The following is a 12,847-nucleotide window of genomic DNA, read 5'->3' as shown; positions in this document are numbered from 1 at the left end:
GACAACAACGGCCGCAGGGGCCGAAACTTTCGCAAGGACACGCCCGGCCGTTCAGCCCGGGCCACCGGCCTCCCCGTGATCGGCGGTGCGGCGCCAGTGTAGGCATCGCCGCCACCTGAACCGGGGGGCTAGTACCAATAGGTTATCTGCGCCGGCGTGCCCGGCGCGTACAAAGGCGTCCATTGGTCGCACCCCTGCGCGTGCAGCACAGGGCCTGCGAGCAGTTTCCACGGTAACGGTTCCCGCGCTGTCCCGGGGCCGTACGTGCCTGAAAACGCCCCTTCCGGAGTCCGCCATGCACATCCCGACCGCAGCCCCGGCGCCTGCAAAGCCGTTGCCGATCTATCGCCAGCTGTATTTCCAGGTGATCGTGGCGATCGTCCTGGGCGCCATCCTCGGCCACTACGAACCTCTGGTCGGCGAGAAGATGAAGCCGCTGGGCGATGCCTTCATCAACCTGGTGAAGATGATCATCGCGCCGGTGATCTTCCTGACCATCGTCACCGGCATCGCCAGCATGACCCACCTGCGCACGGTGGGCCGCGTGTTTGCCAAGGCAATGGCGTACTTCCTGTTCTTCTCCACGCTGGCGCTGATCGTCGGCATGATCGTGGCGCACGTGGTGCAGCCCGGCGCCGGCATGAACATCAATCCGGCCGAGCTGGACCAGACCGCGGTGCACAGCTATGTCGAGAAGTCGCACGACCTGACCCTGGTCGGCTTCCTGATGGACATCATTCCGAAGACGCTGGTGAGCGCCTTCGTCGACGGCAACATCCTGCAGGTGCTCTTCATCGCGGTGCTGTTCGGCATCGCGCTGGCATCGGTGGGCGAGAAGGGCAAGCCGATCCTGAACTTCCTGGAGGCGCTGGTCGCCCCGGTGTTCAAGCTGGTCCACATCCTCATGAAGGCCGCCCCGATCGGTGCCTTCGGCGCGATCGCCTTCACCATCGGCAAGTACGGCGTCGGTTCGCTGGTCAACCTGGCGTGGCTGGTGGGCTCGTTCTACCTCACCGCCTTCCTGTTCGTGGCGGTGATCCTGGGCCTGGTCTGCCGGCTGTGTGGCTTCTCGGTGTTCAAGCTGGCGCGCTACCTGAAGGCCGAACTGCTGCTGGTGCTGGGCACTTCCTCGTCGGAGTCGGCGCTGCCGTCGCTGATGGAGAAGATGGAACGCGCCGGCTGCAGCAAGTCGGTGGTGGGCCTGGTGGTCCCGACCGGCTACTCGTTCAACCTGGACGGCACCAACATCTACATGACCCTGGCCGCGCTGTTCATTGCCCAGGCCACCAATACCGAACTGACCCTGGGCCACCAGATCGCCCTGCTGCTGGTTGCCATGCTCAGCTCCAAGGGCGCGGCCGGCGTCACCGGCGCCGGCTTCATCACCCTGGCTGCCACCCTGGCCGTGGTGCCGGAAGTGCCGGTGGCCGGCATGGCGCTGATCCTGGGCGTGGACCGCTTCATGAGCGAATGCCGCTCGCTGACCAACTTCATCGGCAATGCGGTGGCCACCGTGGTGGTCTCGCGCTGGGAAGGCGCGCTGGACCGCAACCGCCTGCAGCTGGCGCTGGATGGCCGCGAGAGCGAGCTGCCGCCGCCGGTGGACGCGCTGCCCGAGGCGCTGCCGGTCAAGGGCTGATCCAGGTGTGTGGTACCGCGGGGCCGATCACGACAGTGGTACGGCCCCGCGGCGTTTCAGGGCGTCCCACGGCTGTCACGGGAGGCGCCGAAGCTGGTCTCGCGGTACCGTCGCATACGGCACGGAATTGTGCGGTCGCAGCATGCCTGCGACAGGATAGCGACAGGTCCGGACGCTCCAACGGGGGTATCATCCCCTGTCCCTTCTGCCCATTCATGTAACCCACATCGATGTCCAACGAAGATTTCAAACAGGCCGCCCTCGATTACCACCGGATGTCTCCGCCCGGCAAGATCAAGGTTTCCGCTACCAAGCCCATGCTGACCCAGCGCGACCTGTCGCTGGCGTATTCGCCGGGCGTGGCGTACGCCTGTGAAGCGATCAAGGCCGACCCGCAGCAGGCCAGCGAACTGACCGCGCGCGGCAACCTGGTGGCGGTGATCTCCAACGGCACCGCGGTGCTGGGCCTGGGCAACATCGGCGCACTGGCCGGCAAGCCGGTGATGGAAGGCAAGGGCGTGCTGTTCCAGAAGTTCGCCGGCATCGATGTGTTCGACATCGAAGTGGATGAAACCGACCCGGACAAGCTGGTCGACATCATCGCCTCGCTGGAGCCGACGTTCGGCGGCATCAACCTGGAAGACATCAAGGCCCCGGAATGCTTCGTGGTCGAGCGCAAGTTGCGCGAGCGCATGAAGATCCCGGTGTTCCATGACGACCAGCACGGCACGGCGATCATCGTCGGCGCAGCGGTGCTCAACGCCATGGCGATCACCGGCAAGAAGATCGAGGAAGTGAAGCTGGCGACCACGGGCATGGGCGCGGCCGGTATTTCCTGCGTGAACATGCTGGTGCAGCTGGGCCTGAAGCCGGAGAACATCCTGGCCTTCGACCGCGAGGGCGTGATCCACACCGGTCGTACCGACCTGGATCCGGAAAAGCAGCGCTATGCGCGCGACACCGACAAGCGCACCCTGGCCGAGATCGTTGATGGCGCGGACATCTTCCTGGGCCTGTCGGCACCGGGCATCCTGACTGCCGACATGGTCAAGACCATGGCGCCGGATCCGGTGATCTTCGCGTTGGCCAACCCGACCCCGGAAATCATGCCGGAGGTGGCGCGCGCCGCGCGTCCGGACGCGATCATCGGTACCGGCCGTTCGGACTACCCGAACCAGGTCAACAACGTGCTGTGCTTCCCGTACCTGTTCCGCGGTGCGCTGGACGTGGGCGCGACCGCGATCAACGAGGAAATGAAGATCGCCTGCGTGCGCGCCATCGCCGCGCTGGCACGCCGTGCCGCCACCGACATGGGCTCGGCCTACGGCGGCGAGACCCCGAGCTTCGGCCGTGAATACCTGATCCCGCGCCCGTTCGACCGCCGCCTGCTGGTGGAGCTGTCCGCCGCCGTTGCCCAGGCCGCGATGGATTCGGGCGTGGCCGCGCGCCCGATTGCCGACATGGGCGCCTACCGCGACAAGCTGGCCCAGTTCGTCTACCGCACCAGCCTGATGATGAAGCCGGTCTACGACCGCGCGCGCAGCGACAAGCAGCGCGTGGTGTACGCCGAAGGCGAAGAGGAAGTGGTGCTGCAGGCGGTGCAGAACGTGGTCGATGACGGCCTGGCGCATCCGATCCTGATCGGCCGCCCGGAAGTGATCGAATCGCGCATCGAGCGCCTCGGCCTGCGCCTGAAGATCGGCGAGAACGTTGAAGTCACCAACATCAACGACGACCCGCGCTTCAACGAATACTGGCAGTACTACCACGGCCTGACCGGCCGCCGCGGCGTGACCGTGGCCGCGGCGAAGAACCTGATGCGTTCGCGCCCGACGCTGATCGCGGCGGTGATGGTGGCCCGTGGCGAAGCCGATGCGATGCTGACCGGCATCGTCGGCCGCTTCCACAAGAAGCTGGGCTACGTGCGCAGCGTGCTGCCGCTGGAGCCGAAGGTCACCTCGACCTCGGCCATGACCGGCGTGATCAACCAGCAGGGTGTGTTCTTCTTCGTCGATACCCACGTGCAGGAAGACCCGACCGCCGAGCAGCTGTGCGAAGCGACCCTGCAGGCGGCCTACCGAATGAAGCTGTTCGGCATTGAGCCGAAGGTGGCGCTGCTGTCGCACTCCAACTTCGGCAGCCACGACTCGAAGGACGCGCTGAAGATGCGCCAGGTGCGCGAGCTGCTGCTCAAGCGCAACCCGCGACTGAATGTGGACGGCGAGATGCAGGGCGACACCGCATGGGACGAAGCGCTGCGCCAGAAGCTGCTGCCGGGCTCGACCCTGCAGGGCCGTGCCAACCTGTTCGTGCTGCCGAACCTGGAAGCGGCCAACATCGCCTACAACCTGGTGCGCGTGTTCACTGACGGCGTGGCGATCGGCCCGATCCTGATGGGCGTGAACAAGCCGGTGCACATCCTGACCACCAGCGCGACCTCGCGCAGGATCCTGAACATGACCGCGATTGCCGCGGTTGATGCGCAGATCAGGAAGCAGCTGGAAGCGGAAAAGAAGGCGTAAGCCTTCTTTCCAGCGACAGCTGCAGAAGCGCGCCCCACGGGGCGCGTTTCTGTTTCCGCGCAGTGGAAACGGGTAGAGTCGACTGTTAGTCGACTGCCTTTCGTACAACCACCGAAAACCCCGCGCGATCGCGCGATAGTCGACTAACAGTCGACTCTACCGGTCCCGATGCCGGTCCCGATGCCGGTCCCGATGCCGGTCCCGATGCCGGTTCCATCGCTGCCATACGCGCGACGCGACTTGGTCATTTCCCTGCAACGCCGTTGCGGCCCAATACGCCCACGCGGCCCGGCCGTGGGAAGGGACCGGACCGGCCTTCCCACCCTGGGCCCGACCAACTTTCCATCGGCGAGGGTGTCATGCGTAATCGAGTGACGCGGCGTTACTTCCAGCAACTGTTCGCGCTGTACGCCGGTTTCGTGCAGTCGCGCTGAGACGCAGAAGGCAGGGAGGTAGAGTCGACCGTTGGTCGACTATCGCGCGAAGCGCGGGGTTTTCGGTGGTTGTACGAAAGGCAGTCGACTCTACCCAGTCGCCTCGATACCCAGTCGGCAACCCGCTCAGTGCCGCTTGCCGCGGCGTGCAGGGACCGGCGGCGGTGCATCCGAACGCGGCTTGGCATACTGCGTCCACAGTGCCGGCAATGCCTTGCCGGTGTGCTTCTGCCACAGCGCAGGTGTATAGCGGCCATCACGCAAGGCTTTGTCCAGCGCCGGCACCAGGCCGGGATGTTCGGCCTCGGCCCATTTCAGGAACGCACCGGTCACCCGGTAGCCACTGTCGAAGTTCTGACCCTTCTCGACCTTGCCGGGCAGTGCCCAGCCCGCGGCGGCATTGTCCATGCCGTAGCGGTCGCGCGCGTAGTCGGCGATGCCTTCCACCAGCCAGCCCGGTACCCGTGCATCGCCGTAGCCGGGATAGCCCTGCACGATGTGCATCGCCTCGTGGGTGACCAGATCGATATCGTTCGGGTGCTGCGCCAACCAGCCGGGATTGATGGTGATGGTTGCGGCCTGGTCCTTGTCGCCGACGAAGGCGATGCCGGTGTAGGCCGGATCGATCACGATGCGCAACATCGACGGCGCGGCCGGGTGGAAATCAGCCCGTTCGCGCAGATAGGCGAAGAAGAACGTATCGATCACCCGCTTGCGCTGCGGCGCCGCCAGGGCGCCACGGGCGTCCTGGTAGTTCAGCGTCACGCCATCGCGGGTCAGCTGCGTATCGAACGCGTGGGTCTGGCCGAAGCTGGAGAAGGACAGGGCAACAAGGGCCAGGGGCAGAAGACGGTAGCGCATGCGGCTCATTGTACGGTGCTGGCCGCCAGTAGTTCGATCTCCGCCAGTGGCAGTCGCCCTGGTGCCGCCAGGCGCAGGCGGTACTCGCTGTAGCGACCGGGTTTTGCGATGCGGAACGGACGGGTCTGGCGGGCAGATTCGAAGTCTTCGCCACTGCGCTGGTCGAGCACGGTCCAGCTGCCGGTGCCATTGCGCGCCTCCAACGTCCATTCACCGCCACGGATGCTGCCGTCTCCACTGGTCAGCGTGTACATCGTTGCCGTGCCATCGGCCAGGCCGGTCAGCGCGATGGTTGCGCCGCCCCCCAGGCCCACGGTGGTGGCCGCATCGTCGTCGACCAGCGCGGGCAGGGCGCGGCCATCGGCCAGCGTCGCCTTCGCGCCACTGCCGAGCAGATCGTGCAGCAGTTGCGGGCGCTGGCCTCGCGCGGTCAGCGAGCGTGGCACGTCTTCCACACCACTGCCCCAGCGCGACGGTTGCGGGCCCATCACGAAGTCCAGGGTCGCGCCCTTGGCGATCAGCTCGTGCGGCACCCAGGTCCTGGTCCAGGGCTTGCCGTTGATCTTCAGCGACTGCACGTAGACGTTCTCACGCGAGTTGTTGGCTGCGTTCACGGTCAGCACGGCACCGCCCTGCAGTTCCACGCGCGCATGTTCGAAGGCCGGTGAACCGATCACGTACTCCGGCGCGCCCATGCGCAGCGGGTACAGGCCCAGCGATGCCAGCACGTACCAGGCCGAGGTCTCGCCGTTGTCCTCGTCACCGGGATAGCCCTGGCCGATCTCACTGCCCACATACAGCCGCGACAGGATCTCGCGCACGTGCTGCTGGGTCTTCCACGGCTGCCCGGCGTACAGGTACATCCACGGGATGTGGTGCGCCGGCTGGTTGCTGTGCGCGTACATGCCCATGCGCACATCGCGCGCTTCGGTCATTTCATGGATGGTGCCGCCGTAGGAGCCGGCGAACGCGGCGTCGGCGGTTTCCGGCGTAGCGAAGAAGGTATCGAGCTTGGCGGCCAGCTTGTCGCGGCCACCGTACAGGGCGGCCAGGCCTTCACCGTCGTGGGCGGCGGTGAAGGCGAAGGTCCAGCCGTTGGATTCGGTGTAGTCGTGGCCCCACACGCGCGGGTCGTAATGCTTGGCGTCCACGCGCCAGCGGCCATCCGCAGTGCGGCCCTGGAAGAAGCCGGCCGCCGGATCGAACATCGTCGAGTAGCTGGCGGCGCGGTGGCGGAAGTAGTCGGCCTCGGTGCTGTAGCGCTCGCGTGCGGCGGGCGAGGTCGCGCGCTTGGCCAGGGCGTCGGCCATGTTGGCGATGCCGAAATCGTTGAGCGCGCCTTCCATCGTCCACGACATGCCCTCATGCACGTCGGCACTGGCGTAGCCGCGGAAGGTCGAGCGGTCCATGCCCTTGCGGCCGACATGGCGGTCCGGCGGTACCACGGTCGCGTTCTTCACTGCGGCGGCGTAGGCCTCGGCCGGATCAAAGCCGCCGATGCCTTTCAGCCACGCATCGGCAAACGCCACATCGGAACTGGTGCCGACCATCAGGTCTGCGTAGCCTGGCGACGACCAGCGTGCGATCCAGCCGCCAGCACGGTATTGCTCGATGAAGCCCTGCACCATCTGCCCGGCATCGTCGGGCGTGAACAGCGCATAGGCCGGCCAGGTGGTGCGGAAGGTGTCCCAGAAGCCATTGTTGACGAACACCTTGCCGTCGCGCACGGCGGTAAAGCTGCGGGTCGCGCTGCCATCGGTGTTGTCATCGCTGGCGCTGGCCTGGTTGGCATAGCGCCAGTCGGGTGCGGCCGCGCTGCCCACGTTCTCGTGGCCGGAGTTGGGGTACAGGTACAGCCGGTACAGGCTGGAGTACAGCGTGGTCTTCTGGTCGTCGCTGGCCGCGCCGATATCGAAGCGGGCCAGGCGCGCATCCCACGCATCCTGTGCGCGGCCGGCCACGCTCTCCAGCGTGTCGGCAGCGGCGATTTCCAGCGCCAGGTTGTGCCGTGCCTGCTCCACCGAGATCAGCGAAGTGGCGATGCGCATGGTCACCCGTCGCTCGCTGCCGGCATCGAACTTGATGTAGCCGGTCGGGCGGCCGGTGTCGAGGCGACCGCTGCTGCGCCAGGGTTTGTCGAAGCTGGCGACCACGTACATGCGGCTGGCACCGTTGGACAGGCCGCTGCGCGTGTCGGTGTAGCCGGACAGCGTCTGCGTGGCGGCGTCCAGGGTCAGGCCGCCACGTGCATCGACGTTGTCGAACAGCAGGTTGGCATCGCCGCCCTCGGGGAAATCAAAGCGGAACAGCGCGGCATGGTCGGTCGGCGCGATCGATGCCGCGACGCCGTTGTCGAAGCGCACGTCGTAGCGGTAGGGGCGGGCGCTTTCGTGGCCGCGGTCGAACGACAAGGCACGTTTGCGGCGATCAGCCTCCGGCACGCCACGGTTGGCCGAAGGCATCACCTGGAAGGTCTGGCGGTCGCCCATCCACGGGCTGGGCTGGTGGCTCAACGCGAGCGCCTGCAGCTGCGGGCGGTTCTGTGCGTCGTTCTGCTCGTTCCAGCGGTACAGCCAGTTCAACGCGCTTGCATCGGTCACCGGAGTCCAGAAATTGAAGCCGTGCGGCACCGCCGTGGCCGGGAAATTGTTGCCGCGCGAGAAGGTGCCGTTGGCCTGGGTGCCACGCGTGGTCAGCACCCAGTCGGAGACGCGCTGCGGCTGTTGCCGCGGCTGGGCATCCAAGCGCACGTCGTCGATCCAGCCGGACACCGGGGCGCCATCGCTGCTGGCCACCTCCAGCTCGATCGCTATCACGCGGCGCCCCTTCAGCGCGGGCACGTCGCCCAGTCGCACCGCCTTGCGTGCCCACTGTTGCGGGTACAGCGTCTTCGACTCGCCCTGCGCGCGTGCGCCAAGGGCTACGCCGTGCTGGTCGCGTGCCGGGCCGGCCGACACGAGGCTGCCATCGTCCAGCCGCAGGTCCAGCGACACATAGGTCGAGGCCACGGTGTCCCGGCCAACGATTTCCGGCAGCACCAGCCACGACAGGGTCGTATCGGCCTCGATCGGCAGGTCGGTCTTGAACAGTTCGCGCCGCGCTTTGCCTCCTGCGCTGCTGTAGCGAAGGGCATGCAGCCCGCTGTAGCCGGCGTTGCGCTTGGCGGTGTAAGGCGCGGCAGGGCCGTTGCCGATCGTTGCCTGCAGGGCGCCAGCGGCCTGCACCGGTGCAGGTTCGCCGGGTTCGAACGAGGTCTGCAGTCCCTGTGCCAGCACCGGCATCGCAGTGGTCGCACAGGCCAGGGCCAGGGCAAGCGGAAGCAGGGCGCGGCGTGGATCGGACAGGGTCATGCAGGAGTCTCCCGGAAGGGCAGGGGGCGGGCAGAACCCGCATCGGCGGACACCACGGGCAGCATCGCTCCGCCCGCCGGGATGGCAGTGGGAGAGGCGATGCCGGTCCGGTGGGGGCGGGCCATGCGATCGGGTCGATTGGACGGGTCGATTCACGACCCGGGCCCGATCCTGCAACAGCGGCAGCGACCTGACAAGTGCCATTTAGTTCGATCCAAATGCGGAAAATATCGCGGATCGGCAGGATCCCGGCACAAACCCGCACGGGCGACCGGGGAATCCGTGCAGACAGACCGTCCCAGGTGCCATGCAACGCCACGCGGAATCGGCCCTCGGCGCCCAAAGACCTGTTGTGGCGCAATGTCGGGGCGGCCCGGATGCTAGAATCACAGGCCTCGCAACCCGTTCATCGACATCCGCCATGAGCCATACCGCCACCGCGCCCGCCAACGCCGAGAAGCGCTACACCGTGCACCGCAGCGATCTTCCGCTGAGCTGCCCGACCCCGGAAATGGCGCTGTGGAACTCGCATCCGCGCGTGTACCTGCCGATCGAAGACGAGCCCAATGGCGAAGCGCAGTGCCCGTACTGCGGTTCCGTGTTCGTGCTGGCCGACTAAGCGGCTGCCCCCTCGATGCGCCGATTGACCGTGGTGCAGTTGCTGCCGGCGCTGCACTCCGGCGGTGTCGAGCGCTCGACCCTGGAAATTGCTGCGGCGCTGGTCGCCGCCGGCCATCGCGCGCTGGTGGTTTCCGCCGGTGGCCGCCTGGTGCAGCCGCTGCTCGATAGCGGTGCCGAGCACCTTACCCTCGACATCGGTCGCAAGTCGCTGCTGACCCTGCGCCACCTGCCGACCCTGCGCCGCTTGTTCGCCGAGGTTGGCGCGGACATCGTGCATGCCCGCTCGCGCCTGCCGGCCTGGCTGGGCCTGTACGCGATCCGCGCCATGCCCGCCGCGCAGCGCCCGCACTGGGTGACCACCGTGCACGGGTTGAATTCGCCCAGCCGCTACAGCGCCGTGATGACCAGTGGGGAGCGCGTGATCTGCGTGTCCAACACCGTCCGCGATTACGTGCAGCGGCACTACCCGACCGTGCCGGAAGAGAAGCTGCAGGTGATTCCGCGTGGTGTCGACGTCGCCCAGTTCCCGCGGGTGGCGCGCGCCGACCACCGGCCGCGGCTGGCGCTGGCAACCGATTACCCGTGGCTGGCGCAGGTGGACGGCCCGTTGCTGCTGTTGCCGGGGCGGGGTACCCGTCTGAAGGGCCACGCACATGCGCTGCAGTTGCTGGCCGATGTGCGCGCCGCCGGTGTGCCGGCACAGGTGTGGATACTGGGCACCGATGAACCCGGCCGTGAAGCCTACGTGGCCGATCTGCGCCGGCAGGCGGCCGCGCTCGGCGTGGCCGAGGCCGTGCACATCAGCACACCGACCGCGCGCATCGCCCAGGCTTACGCGGCCAGCGACCTGGTGCTGCAGCTGTCGGACAAACCCGAAGCGTTCGGCCGCACCGTGGTCGAAGCGCTGTCGGTGGGCCGACCGGTGCTGGGCTGGGACCATGGTGGCGTCGGTGAACTGCTTCGGCAGCTGCAACCCGCAGGTGCCGTGCCGCTCGGCGATGCGCGCGCATTGGGTGAACGTGCGCTGGCCCTGCTGGCCCAGCCTCCGTCCTTGCCGACCCGCATCCCGTTTACCCTGCAGGCCATGCAGCGCGATACCCTCCGCCTCTATGCCGACCTCGCCGGCTGACCCTGCCGTCATCGTGCGCGACGACCGCGCCGGGCGCTGGGCGCCCTGGTGGGTGCTGGCGTACGTGGCGATGTGGCCGTTGCCGGGCATCGCCGAAACCGTGCTGGGCCTGGGCGCGCTGTACGCGGCGGCGCGCATGGTGATGCGCCGCCTGCAGCGCCGCCCGCATCTGTTGAGCACGGCGGCCTGGGCACTGACTTCGATCCTGTTCCTCGGCTATTGGCTGCCGCAGGCATTTTCCGCCTTCGATGCGATCGACCCGGCGGCCTCGTGGACCAAAGCTGCAGCGGGCCTGCGCTATCTGCCCTTCATGTGGCTGGTGGCGATCGCGGTGGCCACGCCAGAGCGGCGGCGGCTGACCTTCGCAGGTCTGGCGCTGATCACCGGCGCATGGACGCTGGATGCGCTGGTGCAGGCCGTGGCCGGTACCAGCCCATGGTTCTGGTCACTGGAACACCTGAAGCTGGCGGTCAGTGGCCACGCATTGTGCCCGGCCGATGAGGCCGCGCTGGCCGACCGCCTCAGCGGCGCACTGGGACCGTGCAACCTGAAGTTCGGCCAGGTGCTGGCCAGCCTGTCGCCGTTCCTGCTGCTGCCTGTCGCGCGGCGCTTTGGCAATGCGGGCTGGCTGCTGGCTGCGGCAGCGCTGGGCAGCGTGCTGCTGCTGGCTGGTTCGCGCGCCTCGTGGATCACCTTCGCGCTGGTGCTGGCCTACAGCGGTGTGCGCCAGTTCGGCTGGAAACGGCTGGCCGCGCTGGCGCTGGTGGCGGTGCTCGGCGCGGGCGCGCTGACCGCCAGCGTGCCGCAGCTGCGCGAGCGCTTCGCGCGTACGGCCATGGCGCTGGATGGGGGCGAGCGTGGTGTCGACGAGGCCCTGTCAGGGCGCGCGCGGATCTGGGAAGCTGCCGCCTGCATGATTGAAGCGCACCCGATGAATGGCGTGGGTGCACGTGGTTTCCGCGATGCCTATCCCGCCTGCGTGGCGGAGGAGGGGCCGGCGGTGTGGGGCAATGCGCCGGCGCTGCACGCCCACCAGATCGTGCTGGAAATCCTCGCAGAGACCGGAGTGATTGGCCTGTTGCTGTGGCTGGCGGCCGTGGCCCAGGCCTGGCGTGCATGGCGCTACGCGCCGGCGATTGCCCGCGAACGCGCGCGTCCGGCGATGCTGGCGCTGGCGGTGACCGTGTTCCCGCTGAACACCCATCTGGCGTTCTACTCGGCCTTCTGGGGGGGGCTGACCGTATTGCTGGCCGCGCTGTTCGCCGGCAGCCTGCTGGCCCGCGACGCAGACGAATCACCGGCGCTGAAGTAACTGCGCATCCACGCATGGCGTGGATAGAGCCAAGCCGACTCCGCGTTACTTGTAGAAATCGCTCCGGCCACCCGGTTGCCGCTTGAATCGGCGATGGATCCACAGGTACTGGTCGGGCGCCTCGCGCACCATCTCTTCGATGGCCTGGTTGACCCGCGTGGTATCCGCTTCCACGTCCTCGCTGGGGAAATTCTCCAGCGGCGCGCCGATCTTCAGGAAGTACTTCCCGCCTTCGCGGCGATGGAAATACGGGATCACCGCGCAGCCGGTCATCCGCGCCAGCTGGTGGGTAGCGGTGATGGTCGAGGCGGTATGGCCGAAGAACGGTACGAACACGGTGTCCTTGCCGCGCATGTCCTGGTCCGGCGCATACCAGAGGAAGCCCCCCTTTTTCAGGTGGCGCACGGTAGCGCGGATGTCCTCATTGGCGAACATTGCCTTGGCATAGCGCAGGCGGCCGAACTTCACCGCCCACTCATACACCGGGTTCTTGTGCTTGCGGTACATGCCCGAAAGATCAACGTAGTCGCACAGCAGGCGCCCGCACATTTCCAGGGTCATGAAGTGGCCGGACACCAGCAGCACGCCACGACCTTCCGCCTGCATCTGCCGCAGATGTTCCAGTCCTTCGATCTGCACCTGCGGGCGGATGCTGTCGATGCTGCCCCACCAGGCGCGGATGCACTCGAACACGCCCACGCCCAGGGCATCGAAGCTGTCGCGCACCAGGCGCTGGCGCCAGGCCTCGTCCTTCTCGGGGAAGCACAGCTGCAGGTTGACCTCGGCGGCGCGGCGACGGCTGCCCAGCAGGCGCCAGGTGATCCAGCCGACGCCCCGGCCCAGCGCCCGCTGCAGCATCCACGGCAGGCGGGCGATGGCGAAGGCGCCCAGCATGGCGGCGAACATCGGCCAGTTGCGGGGATCGCGCAGCGACGGGCGGACGGCGGTGGTGGCATCGGACATTGGCCCATTCTACCAA

8 protein-coding genes are annotated in these 12,847 nt (G+C 67.4%); 5 read left to right on the top strand and 3 right to left on the bottom strand.

Annotation, left to right across the window (positions count from 1 at the left end):
• Nucleotides 1-295 precede the first annotated feature (295 nt).
• Nucleotides 296-1,639, top strand: a complete 1,344-nt coding sequence (locus AASM09_RS18630) for a dicarboxylate/amino acid:cation symporter (RefSeq protein ID WP_049429080.1) — start codon at nt 296-298, stop codon at nt 1,637-1,639.
• Nucleotides 1,640-1,869: 230 nt separating this feature from the next.
• Complete coding sequence (locus tag AASM09_RS18625) at nt 1,870-4,161, top strand: NADP-dependent malic enzyme (protein ID WP_049429079.1); 2,292 nt, start codon at nt 1,870-1,872, stop codon at nt 4,159-4,161.
• A 560-nt stretch (nt 4,162-4,721) separates the two neighbouring features.
• On the opposite strand, the gene AASM09_RS18620 is transcribed toward AASM09_RS18625, so the two are convergent.
• Together AASM09_RS18620 and AASM09_RS18615 are read right to left on the bottom strand one after the other, a co-directional pair.
• Complete coding sequence (locus AASM09_RS18620; RefSeq protein ID WP_049429078.1) at nt 4,722-5,465, bottom strand: basic secretory protein-like protein; 744 nt, start codon at nt 5,463-5,465, stop codon at nt 4,722-4,724.
• Entirely contained in the window at nt 5,462-8,806 is a 3,345-nt protein-coding gene (locus tag AASM09_RS18615) for a GH92 family glycosyl hydrolase (protein WP_049429077.1), read from the bottom strand. The genes AASM09_RS18620 and AASM09_RS18615 overlap by 4 nt, the downstream gene beginning before the upstream one ends.
• A 421-nt stretch (nt 8,807-9,227) precedes the next feature.
• Here AASM09_RS18615 and AASM09_RS18610 point away from each other — a divergent pair, with 421 nt between their 5' ends.
• Genes AASM09_RS18610 through AASM09_RS18600 form a run of 3 tightly spaced genes read left to right on the top strand, consistent with a single transcriptional unit; the run spans nt 9,228 to nt 11,868 of the window.
• On the top strand, nt 9,228-9,425 hold the full coding sequence (locus tag AASM09_RS18610; RefSeq protein WP_005410967.1) for a zinc-finger domain-containing protein: 198 nt from the start codon (nt 9,228-9,230) through the stop codon (nt 9,423-9,425).
• A 15-nt stretch (nt 9,426-9,440) separates the two neighbouring features.
• Nucleotides 9,441-10,556, top strand: a complete 1,116-nt coding sequence (locus tag AASM09_RS18605) for a glycosyltransferase (RefSeq protein ID WP_049429076.1) — start codon at nt 9,441-9,443, stop codon at nt 10,554-10,556.
• Nucleotides 10,537-11,868 carry an O-antigen ligase family protein gene (locus AASM09_RS18600; protein WP_049429075.1) on the top strand — a complete coding sequence of 444 codons (1,332 nt, stop codon included), beginning with the start codon at nt 10,537-10,539 and terminating at the stop codon, nt 11,866-11,868. The genes AASM09_RS18605 and AASM09_RS18600 overlap by 20 nt, the downstream gene beginning before the upstream one ends.
• A gap of 45 nt (nt 11,869-11,913) precedes the next feature.
• On the opposite strand, the gene AASM09_RS18595 is transcribed toward AASM09_RS18600, so the two are convergent.
• Nucleotides 11,914-12,831, bottom strand: coding sequence for an LpxL/LpxP family Kdo(2)-lipid IV(A) lauroyl/palmitoleoyl acyltransferase (locus tag AASM09_RS18595; protein WP_049429074.1), 918 nt, complete (start codon nt 12,829-12,831; stop codon nt 11,914-11,916).
• Nucleotides 12,832-12,847 lie beyond the last annotated feature (16 nt).

Source organism: Stenotrophomonas maltophilia (assembly GCF_039555535.1).
Taxonomy (GTDB): Bacteria; Pseudomonadota; Gammaproteobacteria; order Xanthomonadales; family Xanthomonadaceae; genus Stenotrophomonas; species Stenotrophomonas maltophilia_Q.
Note: the sequence above shows the minus strand (reverse complement) of the source record. Positions and strands in the feature narration are given on the sequence as shown.